The sequence below is a fragment of the Spirillospora sp. NPDC047279 genome, assembly GCF_040643285.1.
GTDB lineage: Bacteria > Actinomycetota > Actinomycetes > Streptosporangiales > Streptosporangiaceae > Spirillospora.
Genome location: NZ_JBEYUA010000002.1, coordinates 491420 through 515835, shown reverse-complemented (window position 1 = coordinate 515835; position 24416 = coordinate 491420). Strand labels below are relative to the sequence as shown.

Below are 24416 nucleotides of genomic sequence, written 5' to 3'. Positions count from 1 at the left end.
CGGCCACTGAGGTGACAGCGGTTCGTTCGGCCGAAACCTCGCCACATGGCGTCTCGCCTTGATCTCGCTGGGTCACCCATGTTGCCGTGGAGCGGCAAGTGTGGACAATAGAAGAGACCGGAACACCACTTGCCGTCCAACGGCAATAGATGTGACGCGGGACGGAAACCATGGCCAAAAAGATCTCCCCTGCGAGGCGGAGAGAGATCGAGCGCGAGGCTAGCGCTATCCGACTCGACGGCATCCGGCGCGGCCTGACGGTGGAAGAAACCGTGACTCGGATCCTCGAAGCGGTTCCTGAAGTGTTGGCGCTGGAAGCCTGGCGTTTCGCGAATGGTTGGACGAGGACTGAGGTCAGCGCTCGGCTCGACAATCACTATGAACAGGAGGGGCTAGAGCCTCCGCATCTCAGCGCCGCCGACATATGTCGATGGGAGCACGGTGAACGACGTCCAGGAGATGAGCGGATTGAGTATTTCTGTCGTCTCTATCGGACCAGGCCGGACCGTTTGGGATTTGGCACCGACCATAGCCGGACTGACATGGACCACCTCCGCCGCACGGGGATTCTGGATGCCTTTCCGTACACGAGCACAGAATCGGAGGAAGACCTAGCCGAGAGGGTTCGTAACGCGCGCCAGCGAATTAACATGTTCGGTCTAACGCGTAACTTCTACGGCCGTGAAGCAATGCTCTCTCTGTTCGAAGAGAGAGCCAGAGCAATGCCGGTCCGAATCTTTGTGATGGACCCCTTCTGTGATTCGCGCAAGGACCGGTATCGGATCGAGCCTTCCGAAGCTGCCATGGAGGATCCCGGTCGTTACGTACGGGAGATCCTGCGTCCGCTATACGGGGTCGCTCAGAGGGAGAGGAACTTTCGTGTCTTCCTCTACAACTTCCCTTGCTCATTCGCCATCGAAGAAATCGATGATGCTGTTCGGGTGATGCTCTACGGGCATGGCAAACGTGGCACGCAGGGGCCGATTCTTGTGTTTGGGGGAGAGACCTCGACGCAGAATTTCTTCGTAGATCAGATTCGTTGGCTCGAAAGGCTTTCGGAAGGCGAGACGCCGGAACCCTGGGCAAGTAAGGGAATCTCGGTGCGTCCACTCGAACTCTAGGCGCCGCCGCTCGCGTCAAGGTAGCCGATTACGACCTTGGCTTGACGCGCGAAACCAAGACACAGAGCCCCCAGGCCCACGATCAAGGGCGTTGGGGGCTCAGTCGTTCGACGGTGGGTCTGTGCTGGTCAACGCCTCTGGGCAGTAGTAGTACATTAAGGTATGTTCTAGTGGTTGAGCATCGGCTGCTCGCGGTCCTCGTAGGTGGAGCCCAGCGAGCCCTTCTGCATCTTCTCGAAGCCGAGGGCCAGAGCGCAGTCGACCGTGCCGGACCGGACGGCCTGGCGGGCCATGAAGAGGGCGGTCGAGCCCGTGGAGCAGTTGTTGTTGACGTTGATCACGGGGATGCCGGTGATCCCCAGCTCGTAGACGGCGCGCTGGCCCGAGGTGGACTCGCCGAAGACGTAGCCGACGTAGGCCTGCTCGATCTTGTCGTAGGTGACGCCGGAGTCCTCGAGAGCCTTGGTGCCGGCCTCCCGAGCCATGTCCGGGTAGTCCCACTCCTTGCTGCCGGGCTTCTCGAACTTGGTCATCCCGACGCCGACGACAAAGGTCCTGTTGGTCACTTCGGTGCCTTTCCTAGTCGATGAGCGCGACGCTAGGCCCTGTCTAATAAACAGTCAAGATTGTATGTTTCTGTCTGTGACCTGCCCCATACGGCGCCCGGAGGACAGATGTCTCGTAGCTTCAACCTTGCCGACCTCTTCGAGATCGTGGCCGACGCGGTCCCGGACAAGCTCGCGCTGGTCGCGGGGAAGGTGCGGCTGACGTACCGCGAACTGGACGAACGCGCCACCAAGGTCGCGCGGCATCTGGCGGAGAACGGGGTCGGGCCTGGGGACCACGTCTCGATCCTGGCGTACAACCGCGCCGAGTGGGTGGAGGCGCAGATCGCGTCCTGGAAGATCCGCGCGGTCCCGGTGAACGTCAACTACCGCTACACGGCGGACGAGCTGGCCTACGTGATCGCGGACTCGAACTCGGTCGCGCTGGTGGGCGAACGTTCGCTGATCGCGCGGCTGGGGGACGCGCGCGGGAAGCTGGCCGACCTGCGGCACGTCCTGGTGATCGAGGACGGCTCGGGCGAGGCGGTCGACGACGCGGTCGGCTACGAGGACGCGGTGGCAGGCGTCTCCGGGGAGCGGGACTTCCCCGAACGGTCGAGCGACGACCTCTACCTGCTCTACACGGGCGGGACGACCGGGATGCCGAAGGGCGTCATGTGGCGCTGCGAGGACATCTTCATCGCGGCCATGGGCGGCGGCAACATGCTCGGCGAGCCGATCTCCCGCCCGGAGGAGCTGGCGGACAAGGCCCTGGAGGGCGGCCTCACCACGATGGTGTGCGCGCCGATGATGCACGGCGCGGGCATGTGGGTGGCGTGGGCGGCGCTCAGCACCGGCTCGACGCTGGTGTTGTGGTCCGAGCGCAGATTCGACCCGGACCGGGTGCTCGCCGTCGCCGCGGCCGAGAAGGTGCAGGTCAAGGTGCTGGTCGGCGACGCGATGGCCCGGCCCGTCGCGGACGTCCTGACGGCCGACCCGGGGGCGCACGACCTGTCGTCCCTCGCCGTGATCGCCACCGGCGGCTCGATCACCTCGCCGGACGTCAAGGCCCGGTTGCAGGCGGCCGTCCCGTCGCTGCTGATGATCCTGGACGCGTTCGGCGGGTCCGAGACCGGCGCGTTCAGCCAGGCGGTCGACCCGGCCGAGGACGGCTCGCCGCGGTTCATGCCGAAGGACGGCAACGTCGCCGTGCTGGACCCGTCGCTGCGCCGCATCCCGCTCGGCTCCGACGAGATCGGCGTCGTGGCCAGGACGGGGCGTATCCCGCTCGGTTACTGGAACGACGAGGCGAAGACCGCCAAGACGTTCGTGACGGACGAGGACGGCACGCGCTGGGCGCTGCAGGGCGACATGGCGCGGATGGACGCCGACGGCGCGATCCTGCTGCTCGGCCGCGGGTCGCTGGTCATCAACACCGGCGGCGAGAAGGTCTTCGTGGAGGAGGTCGAGGCGACGCTGAAGTCGCACGGGGCCGTGTACGACGCGCTCGTGGTGGGCGTGCCGGACGAGCGGCTGGGCTCGCGCGTCGCCGCGGTCGTCTCGCTCAGCGAGGACGTGCCGGTGGACGAGCTGGTGGCGCACGCACGCAAGACGCTGGCCGGCTACAAGGTGCCGCGGAACATCCAGGTCGTGGACGAGGTGAAGAGGTCTCCCGCGGGCAAGGCGGACTACCGCTGGGCCAAGGGCGTCCTCTCCTAGAAAAGGAAAATCCCCTGATGAGTGAACAGCCGACCATGAACCCCGGCAACCTCGGGGTCTGGAGCGATCCGTTCGACTTCAAGGTCGAGCGGGAGCGGACGATCGCCTATGCCAAGGCGACCAACGACGACAATCCGCGGCACGTCTCCGGTGAGCTGGCGCCGCCCGTCTTCGCCATCGTGCCGGTCTTCCAGGGCATGATCGACCCGCTGTTCAAGGTCGTGCCGGACAGCCTGATCCCGTTCGTCGTGCACGGTGAGCAGGACATGGTCTTCCACCGGCCGATCACGGCGGGCCAGACGCTGGTCTCGCGGGCCAAGGTGACCGGGTACGCCTCCAAGTCGTCCGGCACCACGGTCTCGCTCAAGCTGGAGACCCGCACGGACGGCGGAGACCTGGTGAACGAGCAGTGGATGGTCTCGTTCTTCCGCGGCTTCTCGGCGGGCGAGACGGTCGGCGAGCACGCGCCCGGGCACACGCTGGACGAGGCGCTGCGCGCGGGCGCCCCGCTGGCCGAGGTCGTGCAGCACGTCGACGAGGACCAGACGTTCCGCTACTCCGAGGCGTCCGGCGACCCGATGCCGATCCACCTGGACGAGGAGTTCGCCAAGCAGATGGGCCTGCCCGGGATCATCGCGCACGGCCTGTGCACGATGGCGTTCACCTCGCGGGCGGTCATCGAGTCGGTGGCCGGCGGCGACCCGGCGCGGCTCAGGCGCCTGGCGGTGCGGTTCTCCAAGCCGGTGCTGCCCGGGCAGGACGTCACCACCCGCGTCTGGAGCAAGGACGACGCCGCGTCGGAGACGCGCCAGGTGCGCGTCTACGGGTTCGAGTCCACCTCCAGCAGCGGAGACGTCGTCATCAAGGACGGCCTGGCCGAGATCGGAGACTGACCATGGGAGCGCTCAACGGACGTGTCGCCGTCATCACCGGGGCGGGCCGCGGCATCGGCCGCGAGCACGCGCTGCTGTTCGCCAGGGAGGGCGCCAAGGTCGTGGTGAACGACCTCGGCGGCTCGGGCGACGGCTCGGGCGCGGACGCCGGGCCCGCCAAGCAGGTCGCGGACGAGATCGTCGCGGCCGGTGGCCAGGCGGTCGCCAACACCGACGACGTCGCGAGCTTCGCGGGCGCCGCCAACCTCGTCCAGCAGGCCGTCGACACGTTCGGCACGCTGGACGTGGTGGTCAACAACGCCGGCATCCTGCGCGACCGGTTCATCGCGCAGATGACCGAGGCCGAGTGGGACGCGGTCATCCACGTCCACCTCAAGGGCCACTTCAGCGTGCTGCGGCATGCCGCCGAGTACTGGAAGGCCAGGTCCAAGGCCGGCGAGCCGGTCAACGCCGCGGTGGTCAACACCGCGTCGGCGTCGGGCACGTTCCTGCCGAACCCGGGCCAGATCAACTACGGCGCGGCCAAGGCGGGCATCGCGTCGATGACGCTGGTCGCGGCGCAGGAGCTGGGACGGTACGGCGTCCGGGTGAACGGGATCGCGCCCGCGGCCCGCACCCGGCTCACCGAGGCGACGCCCGGTCTCGTCGGCGAGATGATGAAGAAGCCGGAGGACGGGGCGGCGTTCGACGTCTACAACCCGGCGGAGATCTCGCCGCTGGTGGCGTACCTCTCCAGTGCCGACTGCACGATCACCGGGCAGCTGTACGCGGTGCAGGGCGGCCAGATCGCCGCGGCGGTCAACTGGCATCTCGCCGAGCCGGTCACCACCGACGGCTCGTGGACCATCGACCTGGTCCGGGAGAAGCTGGGCTGATCAGGGCCGCTGATCGGGCCGGAGGGCGCTGATCAGGCCGGAGGGTGAAAGTCGAGGCGGGGCCGGGTGATCACGCGCCGATCTCCCGGCCCCGCCTCTCAGACCCCAACAGTTTCACGAAGTGCACCGCCCACCGTGTAGCGACGCGCACGCGGACCGTGATCGATTCCGCCGGATTCGCAGGGCTCGGCCTGATCCGGAGGGCGGCCGGATTCTGGGGCGAGTTTCTGGGGCGGGCTTCCAGGGGCGGCCGGGGCTCGCGGGGGCTCAGGTGACGGGGACGGTGTCCTCGGCCGGGCGGCGGTGCTCGAGCGCGGTGCGGAGCTGGGCGCGGCCGCGGTGGATGCGGCTGCGCACCGTGCCGAGCTTGACCCCCAGGGTCGCGCCGATCTCCTCGTACGTGAGGCCCTCGATGTCGCAGAGGACGACGGCCGCCCGGTATTCGGGGGCGAGCGCGTCGAGCGCGGCCTGGATGTCGGCGTCGAGGTGCCGGTCGTCGTAGGCCTGGGCGGGGCTGGGCTCGCGGCCCTGCAGGCGTTCGGCGGCGTCGTCGCCCAGCGCGTCGAAGCGGATGCGGGCCTTGCGGCGGGCGCGGTCGAGGAACAGGTTGGTGGTGATGCGGTGCAGCCAGCCCTCGAACGTGCCGGGGCTGTAGGAGGACAACGACCGGAAGACCCGGACGAAGACGTCCTGCGTCAGGTCCTCGGCATCGTGCCGGTTGCCCGTCAGTCGGTACGCCAGCCGGAACACCCGCGTGGAGTGCTCGCTGACGATCTCCTCCCATGTCGGAGGCGTCCACGCCATAGCGCCTGCGCTCACCACTACCCCCGTCTGATACGAAATCGTTACGGCTCAGCATGCCGTTACCCAGATAAGAGCCGTGTAAGAGCGCCGGACACTGGCCGGATTCGGCGCTCACCCACCGTGATACGTCTCCCGGTGGCGACAGGTTCACCAGGGGTTTCACCGATGGAACTGCTGATGCCACCTTTCGGGCCCCAGGCCCGGGCGTGACAGATCACACATCGGGCCGACGGGCCCCGCCCACGGCGCCGACCACAGGAGCCCTCTCCCGCCACATCCACGGGGCCAAGCGAGCCGAACGTACAGGCCCGAACGAGCAGGCCCGAACGAGCAGGCCCGTACGTGCAGAGTCGTACGTGCAGAGCGGCCGGGCAGGGCGGGACGTGCAGGGCCGGTCGGGCAGGGCGGGACGTGCAGGGCGGGACGTGCAGGGCGGGACGTGCAGGGCCGGTCGGGCAGGGCGGGACGTGCAGGGCCGGTCGGGCAGGGCGGGACGTGCAGGGCCGTTCGGGCAGGGCGGGACGTGCAGGGCGGGACGTGCAGGGCCGTTCGGGCAGGGCCGTTCGGGCAGGGCCGTTCGGGCAGGGCCGGTCGGGCAGGGCCGGTCGGGCAGGGCCGGTCGGGCACAGTCGGATCAGTACAGCCAGATGGGCGCAGTCGGATGGGCGCAGTCGGATGGGCGCAGTCGGATGGGCGCAGTCGGATGGGCGCAGTCGGATGGGCGCAGTTGGGTGGGCGCAGTCGGGGTTAGCAGGGTGGCGGTGCCGTTCCTAGTGGCCGGGCGCAGAAGGGCGCGGATGGGTTTCAGTGTCGCCGCGTGGGTTCTGAGCAGGTGTGACTCATGTCATTGGATCCGACGTCAACAGTAATTGAATCCCCGTCCCGGCCATGACGATGATCGGGGGACTGCACACACCACCCCGAAACGCGAGGCAGTGGCATGGCGCGAAGCTACAACCTGGCCGATCTGCTCGAGATCCTGGCCGAGGCGGGCCCGGACCGCCCCGCCCTGGTGGCGGGAGACGAGCGCCGCACCTACAAGGAACTGAACGAGCGGGCGAGCCGCGTCGGCCACCATCTGGCGGCCGCCGGCGTCCAGGCGGGCGAGCACGTCGCGATCCTGGCCTACAACCGTGCCGAGTGGATCGAGAGCATGCTCGGCATCTTCAAGATCCGCGCGGTGCCGATCCCGGTGAACTTCCGCTACGTCGCCGCCGAGCTCCACCACGTCCTGTCCGACTCCGATTCGGTCGCGCTCATCGGGGAGCGCTCGCTGCTGGAGAAGGTCGAGGAGATCCGCGGCGACCTGCCCGAACTCCGTCACGTCGTCGTGATCGAGGACGGCTCCGGCGCCGAGATCCCGGGCGCCGTCGAGTACGAGGCGGCGTTGTCGGAGGGGTCCTCGTCGGACGACTTTCCGCCGCGTTCCAGCGACGACCGCTACGTCATGTACACGGGCGGCACGACCGGCTTCCCCAAAGGGGTCGAGTGGCGTTGCGAGGACATCTTCTTCGGCGCCCTCGGCGGCGGCAACGTGCTAGGCGACCCCATCACCAGCCCGGAGGCGATCGCCGCCAACGCCGAGCAGCCGCCGATGGCCGTCCTCGACTGCGCGCCCGTCATGCACGGCGCCGGCCAGTGGGTCGCGTTCATGGGGCTCTTCAGCGGCGCCAAGGTCGTCCTCTACACCGACCACGCCTTCGACCCGGCCCGGGCGCTCGGCCTGCTGGCCGCCGAGCAGGCGAACGTGATGATGCTGGTCGGCGACGTCATGGCCCGTCCGGTGGCCAAGGAGCTCGGCAACGCCGAGTACGACACGTCCTCCCTGTTCGCCATCGCCTCCGGCGGCGCGCCGCTCACGGACGGGGCCAAGGAGGAGTTGACGGCGCATCTGCCCGCCGTGATGTTCCTCGACAACTACGGGGCCTCCGAGACCGGCGCCACCGGGCCGTCGGTCGGCGGCAAGGACGGCACCGCGCGCTTCATGATGAAGCCCGAGGTCACCGTGCTCGACGAGGACCTCAGGCCGGTCAAGCCGGGCGAGATCGGCAAGCTGGCCCGGCGCGGCCACATCCCGCTCGGCTACTACAACGACCCGAAGAAGACCGCCACCACGTTCTTCACCGACGCCGACGGCACCCGCTGGTCGGTGCCCGGCGACTTCGCGACGCTGGAGGACGACGGCACGATCACCCTCCTCGGCCGCGGCTCACTGGTGATCAACACCGGTGGCGAGAAGGTCTACCCCGAAGAGGTCGAGGTGGCCCTGAAGGACCACCCCGACGTCTACGACGTGGTCGTGGTCGGCCTGCCGGACGAACGGTTCGGCCAGCGGGTCGCCGCCGTCGTCGCGCCCCGTCCGGGCACCGCCCCGGCACTGGAGGACCTGGTCGAGCACTGCCGCGGCCGCCTCGCCGGATACAAGCTGCCCCGCCGGCTGCAGCTGGTGGACGAGGTGCAGCGCACCGCCGTCGGCAAGTCGGACTACAAGTGGGCCAAGGGCGTCTTCGCCGACGCCAGCTCGTAACAGTCTCCGAAGGCCTCCAGCACGGCGGGCCACGTGCACCCGACCGGCTCGGTGGCGCGGTTGTGCGCGGTGATCCGGTGCCGCAGCCGGTGGTCGTTCGTCAGGCGCAGCAGCGCCGCCGACATCTCGGGGAACGTCCGGCCGAGGAGCCCCTCCCGGCCGGACTCCACGAAGTCGGCGACGCCGCTGCCCGCCTGCGCCACCACCGGCAGGCCCGCCAGCCGGGCCTCCAGCGCCGCCAGTCCGAACGACTCGCGCGCGGCCGGGGCCAGGAAGACGTCGGCGCCCGCCAGGACGGTCCGTACCGTGCTCCGGTCGAGCCGCCCGGTGAGCCGCACCCAGCCGGTCATCCGGTGGCGGCGCAGGTAACGCTCCATCCGCGGGCGCGCCGGGCCGTCGCCGACGATGGTCGCCCGGATCGGCGTCGTGGCGCCCACCTCGCGCAGCAGCCGCAGCAGGTTCATCGGCTCCTTGCGCGGGGCGAGCCGCCCCACGGCGACCACGTGCGGCGGGAGCCGCCCCGCCGGCGTTCCGGTCGCGACCTGCGCCGCCGCTCCGCCTGGGACCTGTGCCGCCGCTCCGCCTGGGACCTGTGCCGCCTGCACTCCGGCCAGGAACTGCGGGCCCTGCGCTTCAGTCGGGAACTGCGCCGCCGGCGCTCCGGCCGGGTGCTGCGGGCCCTGCGTTCCGGTCGGGTGCTGGAACTGGGCCGTCGGGGTGTGGGCGAGGTCGTGCCAGCGTGAGGTGTCGATGCCGTTGGCGACGACGCGCACCGGGAGCCGCCCGCCGACGACCTCCCGTACCGGGGCCGCCGCGGCCTCGCTCACCGCGGTGACGACCAGCCCGAGCCCGTCGCGCGTCCAGCCGGTGAACAGGCCCCGGTAGGCGACCCTGCTGAACGTTCCCCACAGGCTGTGGACAGTGAGGACGATCGGGACGCCGGCGTGTCTCGCCTGGTGGACGGCTCGCCAGGCGAACGGGGAGACGGCCCCGGCGTGGACGTGCACGACGTCGGGCTTGCGGTCGGCCAGCACCGGGCGCAGCGACCGGCCGATCGGCAGTTCCCACGGCATCGGCGCGACCAGCCGGTCCACCGGAGGCCGCGCCCCCACGCCGCCGTGCCCGGCCTCGATCCCGGCCTCGATCCCGGCCTCGATCCCGGCCTCGGTCCCGGTGCCCGCCGCGAGGCCCGCTCCGGGGCCGTTCGCCGGGGGCGTTCCGGGGGGCGGGCACGGGGTGGCGGTGGCGATCGTGACGTCGTGCCCGGCGGCGAGCTGCGCCCGGCACAACTCGTCGACCTGGACCTCGATGCCGCCCAGCCGGGGCAGGAAACAGTCGCTGACGTGGAGAATCCTCACCCCACCGAAGTGTCGGTCGCCCGGGGCCCGGGGCAGGGGACACGCCATTCGGGTGGCCCAGGTTTGACCCAACGCAGGACTGATCTTCAAGTTGATCAGGGAATCCTGAACTCGTGCGACGGACCTGTGTCTTCTTTCACGCCCATCCCGACGATGAGGCGCTGCTCACGGCGGGCACCATGGCCCGGTTGTCGGCGGAGGGACACCGGGTCGTCCTGGTGGTCGCGACGGCGGGGGAACGCGGACTCGCCGAAACGGTCCATGGCGCCGAGCTCGGCGAGGCCCGCACGTCCGAACTGCACGCCTCGGCGCGCGAGCTGGGCTGCGCCAAGGTGATCTTCCTCGGCTACGCGGACTCGGGCCTGGACGGTGCCGCGCCGGGCGGTTTCGCCGGAGCGGACGTGGCCGAGGCGGCGGCCGAGCTGGCCGAACTGCTCCTGCGGGAACGTGCCGACCTGCTGACGGTGTACGACCCGGCGGGCGGGTACGGTCACCCGGACCACGTCCAGGTGCACCGCGTCGGCATCGAGGCCGCGAGGCTGGCCGACACCCCGGTCGTGCTGGAGGCGACGGTCGACCGGGACCTGCTGCTGCGGGTCCTGCGCCCGCTGGCGGCGATGCGGCTGGCACCGCGCACGCTCGACGTGCGGAGCTTCGAGTACGCGTACGCCCCGCGGTCCGAGATCACGCACCGGGTGGACGTCCGCGACTACGCGCGGGCCAAGCGTGCCGCGATGGCGGCGCACGTCACCCAGACGACGGGCGGCGACTCCGTCCGTACGCTGGCCGCGCTGCTCAGGCTGCCCAGGTGGCTGTTCCGTCGCGTGTTCGGCACCGAGTGGTACGTGCGCCGCGACCTGGCGGCCGGAAGGACGGCGCACCACCCGCTGGACGCCTGGCCCGCGCCCGCTTCCGCGCCCGCTTCCGCGCCTGCCTCGGCACTCGCTTCCGAGCCTGCCTCGGCACCCGCTCCGCCGCCCGCTCCGCCGCCGCCCGCCCGGGTGATCGTGCTGGCCGCGGATCCGGCGACCGTGCCGGCGGCCGATCCGGTCCCGGTGCCCGGCGTGCCCGACGATGCGGCGGACGGTTGAGCAGGCGGACACGGATCGCGCTCTCCGCCGTCTCGCTCATCGGGGCCGCGGCCCTGCTGGTCGCCCTTCCCTACGTGGTCGGGGTCGACTGGGAAGAGATCTTCGCCGAGATCGGCCGCCTCAGCGCGGTCGAGGTCACCGTGCTGACCCTGTTGTGGCTGGCCGGGCTCGGGGCGTACACCTACGTGCTCGCGGCGTCGCTGCCGGGCCTCACCCACGTTCACGGGTTCATGCTGAACGCGGTCGGCAGCGCGGTGAGCAACCTGCTGCCGTTCGGCGGCGCGGCCGGGGTGGCCGTCACGTTCGCGATGGCCAGGGGCTGGGGGCACCGCAACGCCGCGATCGCGGTGTCCACGCTGGTCACCGGTGTGTGGAACGTGCTGTCCCGGCTGCTGCTCCCGGCGGTGGGCATCGTCGCCCTGCTGGTCGCCGGTGAGCTGCCCGACAAGCGGATGGCGGGCATGGCCGGCTTCGCGGCGGCGGCGCTGCTCGGGATCGTCGTGCTCCTCGCCCTCGTCCTGCGTTCGGAGGCGGCGGCGCGGACCGTCGACCGGTGGATGCACGCCCTCGCGCTGAGGTTGCCGTCGCGGCCCCGCTCGGTGATGTTGCGGGCCGACGGTGCGATGCTCGACGTGCGCAACAAGACCGTCGGCGTCCTGCGCACCGGCTGGAAGGGCCTCACCTTCGGCATGGCGGCCTACCTGCTGCTCCAGGCGCTGCTGCTGGAGGGCTGCCTCGTCGTGGTCGGCGCCGAGGTCGAGCTCGCCGAGGTGGTCGCGGTCTTCGCCATCAACCGCATGCTCACCACCGCCGTCATCACGCCGAGCGGGGCGGGCATCAGCGAGACCGGCACGGCGGCGCTGCTCGTTCACTTCGGGGTGCCCGCCGCGCCCGCCGCCGCGGCGACGATCCTCTACTCCTTCTACACGTACGCGATCGAGATGCCGACCGGCGGGCTGGCCTGGGCGGGCTGGACGTTGCGCCGGCGCCGCGACAGGGGCGGCGACGGCGCCACGACCCCTCACCGGACCTTGGTCAAGAAATGATTCCGTCGGAGCGGGAGTGTCTTGGCGCGGATCATGCGCATAACCACCCCATGGGGGGAGAACGGTTGATACCGCTCGCGCAGCGGTATCGGCTGCTCTCGGTGGTGGGCAGTGGTGGCATGGGGACCGTCTGGCGGGCCCATGACGAGATGCTTGACCGGGATGTGGCCGTCAAGGAAGTGCACCTGCCCGACCGGATGACCGCGGGGGAACGGCGGCTGATGTGCCGGCGCCTCATCGACGAGGCCCGCGCCACGGCGGCGCTGCGGCATCCCGGTGTGGTGGCCGTGCACGACGTCGTCATCGAGGACGGCCGTCCCTGGATCGTCATGGAGTACCTCGAGGCCCGGTCGCTGCACCGCGTCATCGCCGAGGACGGGCCGCTCGGGCCGGGGCACGCCGCCGCGATCGGCGCGGCCGTGCTGGCGGTGCTGCGCGCCGCGCACGAGGCCGGGATACTGCACCGCGACGTGAAGCCGAGCAACGTGCTGGTCTGCGACGACGGACGCATCCTGCTCACCGACTTCGGCCTGGCCGTGCACATGCACCGCGGCCGCGAGATCGCCGACACGCTCGTCGCCGGGATCGAGGGGTCGCCCGCCTACCTGTCGCCCGAACGGGTGCGGGGCGAGCCGAGCGTCCAGGCGTCCGACCTGTGGTCGCTGGGCGCGACCCTGTACGCGATGGTCGAGGGCCGCTCGCCCTTCCTGCGCGGCCACGCGCTCGCGTCGATGGTCGCGGTGCTGCTGGGGGAGTACGAGGTCCCGGCGCAGGCCGGGCCGCTGCGGCCCGTCATCGAGGGGCTGCTCCGCGAGGAGCCCGGCGACCGGCTGCCCGCGGACACGGTCGAGACGATGCTGGCCGAGGTGGCGGAGGAGGTCGTGGAGGGGGAGAGCGCCGGCGCGACGGCGACGGCCGGCGTCGGCGCAGCCGGGGACGGCCGGGGCGCGGGTGCCCGCTCGATCTGGGACAGGGCGATCTGGGACAGGGCCATCGCGTCGGTGGCGCTGGCCGATCGGCGCCCGCGCATGGGCACCGTCATCGGCGTGGCCTCGATGGCCGTGATCGTCGGAGCGCTGGGCGCCTGGACGGCGCGGTGGAACTCGGTGGGGCAGAGCGACGCGGTGGCGTTGCTGCCGTCCACGGGCGTCGCGTCCACGAGCGTGAAGTACCGCGAGGCCGACGGCTACAGCGTGGAGCTCCCGGCCGGCTGGCAACGGCAGCGGTTCCACGACGGCGTGCAGTGGAGCGACCCCGGCACAGGTCAGGGGCTGCGTATCTCGCCCGTCACCGGCGATCCGCTGGAAGGGCTCCAGGCGGCCGAACGCACGGCGGCCGGCGCGTATCCCGGATACCGGCGGCTCCGGCTGGAACCGGTGCCCGAACTCTCCAAGGGCGGCGCGGAGTGGGAGTTCACCTGGCAGAAGAACCGTCACGGCCTGCGCAGTCGCGCGGCGGGTTACGAGTTCTACTTCTACGCGCCCGCCTCACGGTGGACGCCGGGGCAGCGGCAGTACGACAAGATCCTTCAGACCTTCCGGCCCGCGGAGACCCTGACGCCGACCACGCCGCAGGGCGTCGCCTGGTAAGGCGGTGGCGTCGGCTCAGGTGAGTCAGGCCCAGGTGAGTCAGGCTCAGGTGGTCTGCTGCACCCGGAGCAGGAACTCGCCGTTGGACGAGGTGTCCTTCATCTTGTCCAGGAGCACCTCGATCGCCTGCTGGCGGTCCATTCCCTGGAGGACGCGGCGCAGCCGCCAGCTGAGCTCGAGCTCTTCGCGGGACATCAGGAGCTCGTCGCGCCGGGTGCTCGACGCCTCGATGTCGACCGCGGGGAAGACGCGCTTGTCGGCCAGGCCCCGGTCGAGCTTGAGCTCCATGTTGCCGGTGCCCTTGTACTCCTCGAAGAACACGTCGTCCATGCGCGAGCCGGTGTCGACGAGGGCGGTGGCCAGGATCGTCAGCGAGCCGCCGTTCTCGATGTTGCGGGCGGCGCCGAAGAGCTTCTTGGGCGGGTAGATCGCGGTCGTGGCCACGCCGCCCGCCAGGATGCGGCTGCTGGAGGGCGCCGCGAGGTTGTAGGCCCGGCCGAGCCGGGTGATGGAGTCGAGCAGGATGACCACGTCCTCGCCCGCCTCGACCAGGCGCTTGGCCCGCTCGACGGCCAGTTCGGCCAGTGCGGTGTGGTCGCCCGCGGGCTTGTCGAAGGTCGAGTGGACGACCTCGCCGCGGACGGTCCGCTTCATGTCGGTGACCTCTTCGGGCCGCTCGTCGATGAGGACGACCATGAGGTGGCACTCGGGGTTGTTCTGGGCGACGGCGTTGGCGATCGCCTGGAGGATCATCGTCTTGCCGACCTTGGGCGGCGACACGATGAGGCCGCGCTGGCCCTTGCCGATCGGGGCGACCAGGTCGATGACCCGGGTGGCCATGGCGCCGGTGTCCAGCCGGAGACGCTCGTCCGGGTAGACGGGCGTCAGCTTGGCGAACTCGGGCCGGCCGGCCAGGTCCTTGGGCGCGACGCCCTGGACGGTCTCGACGTGGACCAGGGAGTTGAACTTCTCCCGGCCCGAACGCGGCGTCCGCGCGGTGCCGGCGACGGCGTCGCCGGGGCGCAGGCCGTTGGCCTTGATCTGGGCGAACGACACGTAGACGTCGTCCGGACCGGCCAGGTAACCGCTGGTCCGCACGAACGCGTGCTTGTCCTGGATGTCGAGGACGCCGTGGAAGGGGACGAGCAGCTCGTCGCCGGCCTGGATGCCGGCATGGATGCCGGCATGGGGGTCGGCTTGGGTGCCGGACCGACGCCGGCTCTGCTTGCCGACGGCCGGTTCGGCCGTGGCTTTGATCAGTGTGCTGGAGGGCATATGTGTCCCTTCTTCGCACCTGTGGAGATCACGAAGAACGCAGCGCGGTCTACCGGGCTGGCGACGATGGCTCCCTTGGTGCGGTGGCCCTGGACCTCTACGGGTTCCCGGGCCGCTGTCGAATGGGGGAACTCGAAACACCGGGCACTCAGATGGCCCGGGCGGGGAAGAAACACCTTCGTAGCGATATCACGCTTTACGGATGACGAAGGCGCTACCTAGACACTACAGCACTTCGAGGTGGCCGCGCATTCCCGAGTCCGGTGATCTGCTTCATGCACCGTTCGACTCCGCTGACCGGCCCCGGGTTCCCGTACGGGCCCGGGACCTGCGAACCAACGTTCTCGGCGGCCGGGAGTCGGGTCATCCTGAAGGAGTGGGGCCGTCCTCGGGAACGGGCTGGACGGACACGACGCGGAACGTGCCGCCGTCGATGAGGGCGTCCTCCAGGCACCCGCGGAAACGGCGCAGCGAGTACTCGCCGAGGGCGGGCTGGACGACGAGCGCGTAGCGGCCGTCGCCGAGCGGGGCGACGGCGCCCCGTTCCAGGTAGGGACGGGTGGAGCCGCGGCAGTACTCCCAGAGCCGGGTGGCCAGCGGGTCGGCCGTGGCGGCGCCGGTCACGCCGTGCGTCCTCGCCTCGAGGATGAGCGTGCTGGCGGCGGCGTTCATGGGCGGGTCGGGCCGGTCCTGCGTCCGTTCCGCCATCTCGACGACGATCACCGCGGCCACCAGCAGGCCCGCCAGCGTCCACGCGATCGGCTTGAACGGGCGGCGCCGGTCCGGCGGGGCGGGGGGACCGAGGCCCGGGGCGCCCGCGAGCACGCCGTCCGAGGGGAGCCGCAACGCCGACGGCGCCCGTACCCTGCCGAACGCCGCCGTGCCCGGGGCCGCCCGCCTCGCGGAGCCGCCGAACGCGGCCGCGATCCGTTCCACCAGTGCCGCGATGCCCGACATCATGATCCCGGCCCCGAGCAGCACCGGGATGAACACCTTGTAGGCGTCGGAGTCCGGCTCGAGCCACCGGAACCTCGGCGGCGGCGCGGGCGCGGTCATCGGCGGCTCGGGGACGGCCGCGCGCTGCCCGGCGTTCTCGGCCGGCCGGGTGAGGCGCGCCTCCATGCGCGCCAGCCGGTGCGCGCCGGCGACGGCGACCAGCACGATCAGGCTGATCAGCAGCAGCTCACCGGCCATCAGTGCCCGCTGCCACTCCCAGCGGGCCAGGTAGACCACGACGTAGCCGCCGGTGAAGACCACCATCGCGCCCAGCCCGAGGTAGACCAGGCGCCTGGTGGCCCTCACGCGACCGACTCCTCTCCGGACGGCAGCCCGGGAGCCTCGGCCAGGACCTCGACGCGGCCGGTGTCACCATCGACCAGGACTTCCGTGCCGGCCGGGAACCGGCCCGCCGCGCCGCGCACGCCGACGACGGCCGGCACGCCGAGCTCGCGCGCCAGGATCGCCAGGTGCGACAGCGGGCTGCCGGTCTCGGCGATCAGCCCGGCCAGCACCGGCAGGTGGGCGGCGAGGGACGGCCGCAGCGTGTCGACGACGAGGACGGAACCCGGCGGGGGAGCGCCGGGCCCCGAGTGCACGGTCCCCGAGCCGCGGCCGCCGCCCGCGGGCCGGGCGCCGTCGCCGCCCGGTGCGGCCTCGGCCACGATCCGGTCGCCGGCGAGCCGGAACGCGGCGGGCAGCGGCGCGGTCGGCGGCGGCTCCGGCCTGCGTTCGACGTCGGCGGGGAGGGCGCCGCCCTCCAGCACCGACGTGAGCTCCTCGAAGCGCAGCACGCGAACACGTTCGGGCGAGGACAGCGCGCCCGTCGCGGCCAGCCGCCGGCCGGCGGCCCAGGCAAGCCGCGCGCCGAGCTCCTGCACCCACCGAATGCGCAGCCGCAACGCCTCACGCGGCGGCAACTCGCCCCCGAACGCGCCGGAGCCGCTCCAGAGGGACCGAGCCTCCGTCCCCCCTCGCCCACCACCGCCCTGCCCGCCCGCGTGTTGTCCGTTTGGGCGTTGCTCGTTCGCGTGCTGTCCGTTCAGGCGCTGCTCGTTCGCGTGCTGTGTGTCCGCGCGTTGTGCGCTGGCGTGCCGGTCGTCCCGGCGCTGTTCGCTCGCGTGCTGTTCGTCTGGGTGTTGTTCCTTCGGGTGCTGTGCGCCCCCGGGTTGTCCGTTCGCGTGCTGTTCGTTCGGGCGCTGCTCGGTCACGCCCTGTCTGCCTGCGCCCTGTCCGTTCAGGCGCTGCTCGTTCGCCCGTTGTGCGCCCGCCCGTTGTGCGTTGGCGTGCTGTCCGCTGGCGTGCTGTTCGTCAGGGCGCTGTTCGTCTGGGCGCTGTTCGTTCGTGGGCTCTTGGGTCGGGTGCGGCTCGATGAGGCGTGGCTCGTTTGGGGGGTGCTTGGACGTGGCGGGGAGGGCGATTACGGCTGGGAGTCGGGGCCCGGGGGTGATCGAGGGCGGGACCAGGGTCAGGACGGCGGGTTCGGCGGCGGTGAGTCGCTGATCGTCGTAGCCGTGCGCCCGGCCGCGGCGGAGGGCGGCCAGCCCTTGTGCGGCGGCGCTGCCCTCTCCGGCTCCGGCAGCCGTGTCCGGGGGCGGGAGCAGCGCGCCGGCGAGCGCCTCCTGGGCGTGCAGCGCGGCCAGCGTCGCCCGCGACCAGCGCAGCGCGCCGGCGAGCTCGGCTTCGGAGATCTCGCCCGGCGCCGGGACGGCGGCCAGGTCGGCGTCCACCGCCGCGACCGTCTCCGCGGACAGGGCGGGCAGGTCGGCGCGGAGCCGGCCGACCTGCCAGGCCACCGACAGCCGCCGCAGCGCGGGCCGCGGGTCGAGCAGGCGCAGCCGGGGACGGCGCCCCGGTGCCACGCCGAGCCGGCGCAGGTCGGCCGCGGCGCGGCCGCCGACCGTCCGTACGGTCGGGCTCCGGCGCAGCGCGCGCCGCGACACCGCGCCCGCGGTGGCCAGCGCCTCGCCGAGCCCGTGGTCGAGCGGGACGATCCAGAGGTCCTCTTCGAGCGGGGACAGGGGGTCGGGCAGCGTCTCGGCGACCGGGCCCGGCCCGAGCAGCACCGACCGGCGCGGCGGAACGGGGGCGAGCGCGGTGACCGGGCGGCTCTGCAGCAGCCAGAGCCGCCCGTCGTGGCCGATGGCGAACTCGATGTCCTGCGGGCCGCCGAAGACCGCCGCGGCCTTCGCGGCCATCCGGGCCAGCGCGCGCAGCTGCGGGCGGGTCAGCGGCCCCTGCCCGGCGCCCGGCGCGGTGTCGTCGTCGCGTTCGACGGTGATGACCCGGCCGCGGCGGGTGAGCGCGTAGCGCGTGCCGTTGACCTCGCCGCCGACGAGCGTGTGCGGGCCGCCGGGCACCGCCGAGACGATGACGCGGTCGGTGCGCCCGTCCACCGGGTCGGCGCCGAACATCACCCCGCCCGCGACCGCCTCCAGCCGCGGCTGGACGAGCACCGCCATCGTGCCGGGCGCGGAGGACGACGCCGCGACCTCGCCGACCGCGGCCACGAACGCCTCCCAGCCGTTCACGTCCAGCACCGAGACGAAACGTCCGGCCATCGAGGAGACCTCGCCGTCCTCCACGGTGGAGGACGAGCGCACGACCAGCGGGATCTTGCCGCAGCGGCTCAGCGTGCCCCAGGACCGCCGCAGCTCGCCGGTGTTGAGATAGCGGCCCGGCTTCTCGGCGTCGGCGCTCTGTACGGGGATCACGAAACCGGGCAGCACGGGCAGGTCGTGCCCGGCCGCGCGGGCGAGATTGGCGGCTTTGGCGCCCGTCCGGTCGGCGACGGCGGCCATCGGGTCGTCGAGTTGGATGGTCCAGAAGACGCGCGTGCTAGGTGGCACCACGAACTCCGATCCTCGGGGCCGCCCGTACATCCAGAATCCGGCGAAGCGCTGGTGAATTCCTCCCTCGTAAGGGGTGTCTTGCTTCTCACCCCTGGGTGTACGTCGGCGGGACGTTCATCGTCCGGAGGGCGGAGAACGCCCCGGAGCCGCCCCGGAGCACCGTCCGTACGGCCGGGCTACGTACGATGACGGCGCCGCACCGACACGAGGGGGACACGATGGCCGACGAGCAGGGCCTGCGCTGTGACGTGGCGGGGGGCGTCGGCACGATCACCATCGACCGGCCGTCCAAGCGCAACGCCATGACCGCCGAGATGTGGCGGCGGCTGCCGGTGCTGCTGGACGCGCTGGCCGCGGACGCGTCGGTGCGGGTCGTCGTGCTCACCGGGGCGGGCGGCGACTTCTGCGCGGGCGCCGACATCGGCGAGCTCGGCGACATCGACCGGCCCGACGAGGGGCACCTGTCGACGCGGGCCGAGGAGGCGCTGGCGGCGTTCCCCAAGCCGACCCTCGCGGTGATCGAGGGCTTCTGCGTGGGCGGCGGTTGCCAGCTCGCCGCGGCGTGCGACCTGCGGTTCGCGGCCGAGGGCGCCCGGTTCGGCATCACCCCGGCCAAGCTCGGCATCGTCTACCCGGCGTCGGCCACCACGCGTGTCGTCCGGCTGGTTGGGCCGTCCGCCGCCAAGTACCTGCTCTTCTCGGCGGACCTGATCGGCACCGAGCACGCGCTGCGCATCGGGCTGGTGGACGAGGTCGTCGCGGCCGGTGGGCTGCACGCCAGGGTCGCCGAGTTCACCGCCACGCTGGCCTCCCGGTCGCTCCTCACGCAGCAGGCCACCAAGGAGATCGTCGACGCGCTGGCGGCGGGCGAGCCGATCGAGGGAACGGTCCGGGCCTGGCTGGAGGAGGTGGCCGCGGGCGGCGACGTGGCCGAGGGCGTGGCGGCGTTCCTGGAACGGCGCCCGCCCAGCTTCAGCTGGACCGCTCCCCGTCGCTGAACGCCGACAGGTCGCAGAACCGGCTCTCCGGCAGGCCGTGCAGCCGTACGGCCGCGCCGACCGGGTCGGCCAGGATCCGGATCGGGCCCGCCTTGCGCAGCTCGGCCAGCGACAGGACGCCGCAGAGCATCGCCTCCGGCGTCCGGACGAGCACGAGCGGGCCGACCTGCGCGCCGCCCATCTCGATGTTGTGCAGGCATCCCAGCAGGGTGTTCGCGGCCTCCGTGCTCTGGCCGTTCGGCGCGCCTCCGGATGCGCGGAGCAGGCGGACGAGGTCGATGAAGTCGCGTTCGAGGCCGCGCGGGCTGCGGCCGGACAGGTAGTAGCGCGCCCGCCAGTTGGCCTCGTCCTCGCCGGCCGGGTCGGACAGCTCGATGCGCAGCCCGTAGCGTTCGGCGAACCGCTCGTACGCGCGGATCAGCCCGGACGGCGCGGCGCTGCCGTCGGTGCCCAGCCCGCCCGCCACCGTGTCGACCGGATCGGCGCCCAGCGAGGCGGCGACGGCCTGGTCGAGCCGGCCGACCAGGTGGCCGCGCAGCCGGGCCATCTCGTCGGTCAGCCGGTCGACGGAGTCGCGCTGCTGGGTGAGGCGGTTGTTGATCTCTGGCAACATGCGGTCGTTGATCTGCGAGATCAGCGAGCGGATCCGGGCGTCGGTCTCCTGTAGCGACTCGGCGTGCGTCACCTGCCCGGCGGCGAGCCGTTCGAGCTGCTCGCTCTGCCCCGTGCGGAACTGCTCGAGCTCCTCGCGGGTGCCTTTGAGCGCCGTCAGCTGCGTGCGGATATCGGCGATCTCCGGTGCCGTCCCCGCGCGCTTCCGGTCGAACGCCGTATAGAGCTCGCGTCCGGCGATCGCCAGGCACAGGAGGATGAGAATCGCGGTCATGGCGCCCCTCCAGAAGGGCTTTCTACTGCCTGGCAAGATAGAACACCATGTCCTGGCCTAGATAGCCCGAAAATCCGGGACGGCAGGCGATCGGCTCCAAACCGTCACGGCTCTCCGGCACCTTCGGTGATGGCACGGAGCGGTGACGACGTGGGTGGGGCGACAGGTGGGTGGGGTGACAGGTGGGTGGGGTGACAGCGTGGGTGATCTGAGCGAAGAGTTGCGGGTGGCGGTCTACCGGGGGTTCGCGCGGAGCGGGCGGGCGCCCGGGGTGGAGGAGCTGGCCGGGCGGTTCGATACGGCTTCGGAGGAGATCCGTCGCGGGTTGCGGGAGCTGGCGGGGCAACGCCACCTCGTCCTCGATGACGGCGACCGGGTCGTGATGGCGCATCCGTTCGCCTCGATCCCGCTGGGCTTCGCCGTGATGGGGCGGTCCACCCTGTGGTGGGGCGGCTGCGCGTGGGACTCGTTCGCGCTCCCGCACCTGGTGACCGACGAGCCCGACGTGCTGGTCTCGACGCGGTGCCCCGGCTGCGACCGGCCGCACGCCTGGGTGGTGGGACGGGACGCCCCGCCCGAGGGCGGGCAGGTCGCGCACTTCCTCGTGCCGGTCGCGCGCATGTGGGACGACGTCGTCCACACCTGTGGACACCAGCGGCTGTTCTGCGGCGAGGCCTGCGTGGACGCCTGGCTGGAGAGCACCGGCAACGAGCGGGGGTACGTGATGGACCTCGCGACCCTGTGGCGGTTCGCGCGCGGCTGGTACGCGGGGCGGCTCGACCACGGTTACGTGCGGCGCGAGCCCGCCGCCGCTGCCGCCTACTTCCGCGAGGTCGGCCTGAGCGGGGCCTTCTGGGGCCTGTGACCGCCCCCGGGAGGCTGGGGCGGCTGGGAGTCAGGAACGGTCGAGGTAGGCGAGGACGGCGAGGACCCGGCGGTTGTCGTCGTCGGAGACGGCCAGGTCGAGCTTGCCGAAGATGTTGGCGGTGTGCTTGGTGACGGCCCGTTCGGTGACGACGAGCGCCTGCGCGATCGCCGCGTTCGACCGGCCCTGGGCCATCAGCTCCAGCACCTCCCGCTCGCGCGGCGTCAGCCGGCCGAGCGGTTCGTCGCGGGTGCCGCGCGCCACCAGGCGGGAGATGACCTCCGGGTCCATCGCGGTGCCGCCTCCCGCGACCCGGCGCACCGCGTCCACGAACTGGTCGGCGTCGAAGACGCGGTCCTTGAGCAGGTAGCCGATCCCGCCGCTGCCGTCGGCCAGCAGCTCGCGCGCGTACAGCTGCTCGACGTACTGCGACAACACCAGGACGGGCAGGCCCGGCACCTGGCGGCGCGCCTCCAGCGCGGCCTGCAGCCCCTCGTCGGTGAACGACGGCGGCAGGCGCACGTCGACCACCGCCACGTCCGGGCGGTGGTCGAGCAGTGCCTTGAGGAGCGAGGGGCCGTTGTCGACCGCGGCGGCGATCTCGAAGCCGTGCGATTCGAGCAGGCTGACCAGGCCTTCGCGGAGGAGGGCTAGGTCCTCGGCGAGGACAACTCGCACGGCAGCTCCAAGGTCACGATCGTCGGGCCGCCCGGAGGGGAGTTCAGGGCGAGTACGCCGTCGAATGTACCGATCCGGCGCTCGATGCCGCGCAACCCGGTGCCGCCCTCGAACGTCGCTCCGCCCCGGCCGTCGTCGGTGACCGTGATCCGCAACATGCCGTCCTCGTACCGCAGGTCGATCCAGACCCGGTCGGCCCCCGAGTGCTTGGCCGCGTTGGTGAGGATCTCCGACACCGCGAAGAAGGCCGCGGACTCGACCGGCGGGTGGGGGCGGCCGGGCAGGTCGGTGTCGACCTCGACCTTGAGCGGGTGGTCCAGGGCGATCGCCTTGACGGCGTCGGCGACGCCGCGGTCGGCGAGGACCGGCGGGTGAATGCCGCGGACCAGGTCGCGCAGCTCGTTCAGGGCCTTGGCGGACGACTGCCGCGTCTCGGCGAGCAGCAGCCGCGCCTTCGCCGGGTCCTTGTCGAGGAGGTGCTCGATCGCGCCGAGCGTCATGCCCATCGCGACGAGCCGGGCCTGGGCGCCGTCGTGCAGGTCGCGCTCGATCCGGCGCAGCTCGGCGGCCGACGCGTCCACCGCCTCCGAGCGGGTCTCGGTCAGGTGCTGGACGCGCAGCGCCAGCCTGGACCGCTCGGTCGGCCCGAGCAGCAGCCGGCCCCAGCGGCCGTAGACCCCGAGCAGCTTCGGCCCGGACAGGAAGCCGGCCACGGTGAAGACCGTGGCCAGCACGATCGTGAAGCCGATGCGGGTCGGGTCGTTCGCGTAGTCGCCGTTCACGGGAACGAAGCCGTAGTAGTCGGTGCCGCCGAGGCCGGCGATGACGCCGCCCATGCCGGCGGCCAGCCCGAATCCCCAGATCCCGTACGCGATGAGGTAGAACGGCAGCGCCGCGGTGAACAGGACCACGATCGGGTCGGCGAGCAGCCAGGCCAGGTCGCGCCACGTCGCGGGGTCCGACGAGAGCCGCACGAAGCGGTCCCAGACCCCGGCGAACCCCTCCCGCTCCTCGGCGGGGTCGGGCAGGTAGGGCCGCTCGATCCGGACTCCGGACCAGCGTCCGATCAGGTCGCGGTACACGTCCATCAGGCCGCGCGTGAGCATCAGCACCGGCGGCACCAGCAGGATGCCCACGACGTTGGCCACCAGCGAGTACGAGGTGATCAACACGCTCGCCAGCACCATCGCGGGGAAGGCCAGGAGCCCCAGCCGGAATCCTCGCCAGGGCGCCCGGAGCCTCGTCATGGCCCAGGACTCCTTCGTCAGTTCACCGCTCACCGTCGTGCCTCCGTCGTTCGCCCTGCTTACGGAGTCAATCCTCCGGTGAGGGCCCTCCGAGCACAGTGTGCCCCGAACCCGGACAAGGGGTGTACCTGAGTACACCCCCCGGCCGCGCCGGACGTCACCGGCCGTTGTCCGCCGGACGTCACCGGCCGTTGTCCCTCGGCCCGAGGACGATCTATGCGCGGGGCGGTGGCCGCACGCTTCGGCAAAGGCGGCGCCCGGATTGTGTATCGGCCGCCGGGCGTCCGGCCGGGTTCTTCAATCATGGCGAGGACCACGCAAGCGCACAGGGGAGCTCGTCATGGCGGACAGGGACAAGCGGCGGCCGGAGCCGAAGGGCGCCGGTGCCAAGCCGTCCGACGTGGCCGTCACGGGGCCCGGCCGGGCGCTGGGGGAGCACTCGTGGCGCGTGTCGGTCGGCGCGGAGCTGTTCTGGATCGAGGAGACCTGTTCCTGCGCGACGTTCTGCCAGGAGGAGACGGCGCGGGTGTGGCGCGCGGTCAACCTCTGCCTCGCCGGGGGCGCGGTGCTGGTGTCCGGCGTCGCGGGGAGCATGATGCTCGCCGGCAGCCGCCACGGCGTCGTCGCCGGGGCTCTGGCGCTGGTGGCGGCGCTCCTGGCGACCCTCATCGGGATGCTCGGGCCGGCCCGCCGGGAGAGCCAGGCGATCGAGTCGGCCAAGGCGTTCGAGTCGGTCCAGGCGCTGGCCCGGCAGGCCCGCCAGGTCGATCTTCCGGCGCAGTACTTCGAGCAGGCGCGGGAGGCGCTCGCCACGCTCACCGAACGCTGGCAGTCGGTCAACCGGTCGGCGGTCCCGGTGTCGCGCTGGGCGCGGCTGCGGGCCGGGCGGCAGACCACGACCGAGGCCGTGGAGGAACGCGTCACCGAGCGCATGAGCGACGTCGTCAGCGTGATGGTCCCCGCGCCGCGGACGGCCGAGCAACTCTCCTGAGCGAGGCGCCGCCTGACGCGCCGCCTGCCCGCGGTGTTCGAGCGCGCCGCCTGAGCGCTG

19 protein-coding genes and 1 pseudogene are annotated in these 24416 nt (G+C 71.8%); 11 read left to right on the top strand and 9 right to left on the bottom strand.

The genetic code is table 11. From position 1 onward, the window contains the following. Window positions 1-170 precede the first annotated feature (170 nt). The gene (locus tag ABZ810_RS06580; RefSeq protein WP_358400007.1) at window positions 171-1121 is read left to right on the top strand and encodes a helix-turn-helix transcriptional regulator; all 951 of its coding nucleotides are present in this window, start codon (window positions 171-173) and stop codon (window positions 1119-1121) included. A gap of 167 nt (window positions 1122-1288) precedes the next feature. Here the strand turns inward: ABZ810_RS06580 and ABZ810_RS06575 are convergent, their stop codons facing one another. Beyond that, the gene (locus ABZ810_RS06575; protein WP_358400004.1) at window positions 1289-1687 is read right to left on the bottom strand and encodes a beta-ketoacyl synthase N-terminal-like domain-containing protein; all 399 of its coding nucleotides are present in this window, start codon (window positions 1685-1687) and stop codon (window positions 1289-1291) included. Between the two features lie 108 nt (window positions 1688-1795). Here ABZ810_RS06575 and ABZ810_RS06570 point away from each other — a divergent pair, with 108 nt between their 5' ends. Genes ABZ810_RS06570 through ABZ810_RS06560 form a run of 3 tightly spaced genes read left to right on the top strand, consistent with a single transcriptional unit; the run spans window position 1796 to window position 5153 of the window. Next, complete coding sequence (locus ABZ810_RS06570; RefSeq protein WP_358400001.1) at window positions 1796-3385, top strand: acyl-CoA synthetase; 1590 nt, start codon at window positions 1796-1798, stop codon at window positions 3383-3385. A gap of 17 nt (window positions 3386-3402) precedes the next feature. Then, window positions 3403-4278 carry a MaoC/PaaZ C-terminal domain-containing protein gene (locus tag ABZ810_RS06565; RefSeq protein WP_358399998.1) on the top strand — a complete coding sequence of 292 codons (876 nt, stop codon included), beginning with the start codon at window positions 3403-3405 and terminating at the stop codon, window positions 4276-4278. A gap of 2 nt (window positions 4279-4280) precedes the next feature. Then, a complete protein-coding gene (locus ABZ810_RS06560; RefSeq protein WP_358399995.1) occupies window positions 4281-5153 on the top strand; it encodes an SDR family oxidoreductase in 873 nt (290 codons plus the stop codon). Window positions 5154-5420: 267 nt separating this feature from the next. On the opposite strand, the gene sigE is transcribed toward ABZ810_RS06560, so the two are convergent. Then, window positions 5421-5957, bottom strand: a complete 537-nt coding sequence (gene sigE, locus ABZ810_RS06555; protein WP_358400318.1) for an RNA polymerase sigma factor SigE — start codon at window positions 5955-5957, stop codon at window positions 5421-5423. Between the two features lie 940 nt (window positions 5958-6897). On the opposite strand from sigE, the gene ABZ810_RS06550 reads away from it, so the two are divergent. After that, window positions 6898-8484 (top strand): acyl-CoA synthetase, encoded by a 1587-nt coding sequence (locus ABZ810_RS06550; RefSeq protein ID WP_358399992.1) that lies wholly within the window; start codon window positions 6898-6900, stop codon window positions 8482-8484. Here the strand turns inward: ABZ810_RS06550 and ABZ810_RS06545 are convergent. After that, the gene (locus tag ABZ810_RS06545; protein ID WP_358399990.1) at window positions 8442-9842 is read right to left on the bottom strand and encodes a glycosyltransferase family 4 protein; all 1401 of its coding nucleotides are present in this window, start codon (window positions 9840-9842) and stop codon (window positions 8442-8444) included. The two genes, ABZ810_RS06550 and ABZ810_RS06545, sit on opposite strands and share 43 nt — an antisense overlap. A gap of 113 nt (window positions 9843-9955) precedes the next feature. On the opposite strand from ABZ810_RS06545, the gene ABZ810_RS06540 reads away from it, so the two are divergent. From ABZ810_RS06540 to ABZ810_RS06530, 3 genes are read left to right on the top strand one after another with little or no spacing between them, the layout of a single operon-like run. Next, entirely contained in the window at window positions 9956-10933 is a 978-nt protein-coding gene (locus ABZ810_RS06540; RefSeq protein ID WP_358399987.1) for a PIG-L family deacetylase, read from the top strand. Further along, entirely contained in the window at window positions 10930-11979 is a 1050-nt protein-coding gene (locus tag ABZ810_RS06535) for a lysylphosphatidylglycerol synthase domain-containing protein (protein ID WP_358399985.1), read from the top strand. The genes ABZ810_RS06540 and ABZ810_RS06535 overlap by 4 nt, the downstream gene beginning before the upstream one ends. Beyond that, window positions 11976-13568, top strand: a complete 1593-nt coding sequence (locus tag ABZ810_RS06530) for a serine/threonine-protein kinase (protein WP_358399984.1) — start codon at window positions 11976-11978, stop codon at window positions 13566-13568. The genes ABZ810_RS06535 and ABZ810_RS06530 overlap by 4 nt, the downstream gene beginning before the upstream one ends. Window positions 13569-13613: 45 nt before the next feature. Here ABZ810_RS06530 and rho read toward each other — a convergent pair. The 3 genes and pseudogenes from rho to ABZ810_RS06515 all read right to left on the bottom strand — a co-directional run. Beyond that, window positions 13614-14735 (bottom strand): annotated as a pseudogene (rho, locus tag ABZ810_RS06525) (transcription termination factor Rho); the annotation flags it as partial. 471 nt (window positions 14736-15206) lie between these two features. After that, window positions 15207-16145 (bottom strand): hypothetical protein, encoded by a 939-nt coding sequence (locus tag ABZ810_RS06520; protein ID WP_358399981.1) that lies wholly within the window; start codon window positions 16143-16145, stop codon window positions 15207-15209. Continuing rightward, the gene (locus ABZ810_RS06515; RefSeq protein ID WP_358399979.1) at window positions 16142-18688 is read right to left on the bottom strand and encodes a PEP/pyruvate-binding domain-containing protein; all 2547 of its coding nucleotides are present in this window, start codon (window positions 18686-18688) and stop codon (window positions 16142-16144) included. Before ABZ810_RS06515 ends, ABZ810_RS06520 begins: the two co-directional genes overlap by 4 nt. Before the next feature lie 221 nt (window positions 18689-18909). On the opposite strand from ABZ810_RS06515, the gene ABZ810_RS06510 reads away from it, so the two are divergent. After that, window positions 18910-19689 carry an enoyl-CoA hydratase-related protein gene (locus ABZ810_RS06510; protein ID WP_358399977.1) on the top strand — a complete coding sequence of 260 codons (780 nt, stop codon included), beginning with the start codon at window positions 18910-18912 and terminating at the stop codon, window positions 19687-19689. On the opposite strand, the gene ABZ810_RS06505 is transcribed toward ABZ810_RS06510, so the two are convergent. Next, complete coding sequence (locus ABZ810_RS06505) at window positions 19664-20575, bottom strand: hypothetical protein (protein ID WP_358399976.1); 912 nt, start codon at window positions 20573-20575, stop codon at window positions 19664-19666. The genes ABZ810_RS06510 and ABZ810_RS06505 overlap by 26 nt on opposite strands. Window positions 20576-20774: 199 nt before the next feature. On the opposite strand from ABZ810_RS06505, the gene merB reads away from it, so the two are divergent. Beyond that, complete coding sequence (merB, locus tag ABZ810_RS06500) at window positions 20775-21440, top strand: organomercurial lyase (protein WP_358399974.1); 666 nt, start codon at window positions 20775-20777, stop codon at window positions 21438-21440. Between the two features lie 30 nt (window positions 21441-21470). On the opposite strand, the gene ABZ810_RS06495 is transcribed toward merB, so the two are convergent. Then, the gene (locus ABZ810_RS06495; protein ID WP_358399972.1) at window positions 21471-22118 is read right to left on the bottom strand and encodes a response regulator transcription factor; all 648 of its coding nucleotides are present in this window, start codon (window positions 22116-22118) and stop codon (window positions 21471-21473) included. Next, window positions 22091-23365 (bottom strand): sensor histidine kinase, encoded by a 1275-nt coding sequence (locus tag ABZ810_RS06490; protein WP_358399969.1) that lies wholly within the window; start codon window positions 23363-23365, stop codon window positions 22091-22093. The genes ABZ810_RS06495 and ABZ810_RS06490 overlap by 28 nt, the downstream gene beginning before the upstream one ends. Window positions 23366-23705: 340 nt before the next feature. Between ABZ810_RS06490 and ABZ810_RS06485 the strand changes: the two genes are divergently transcribed. Next, window positions 23706-24356: a hypothetical protein gene (locus ABZ810_RS06485; RefSeq protein WP_358399967.1), complete on the top strand. Its 651-nt coding sequence runs from the start codon at window positions 23706-23708 to the stop codon at window positions 24354-24356. Window positions 24357-24416 lie beyond the last annotated feature (60 nt).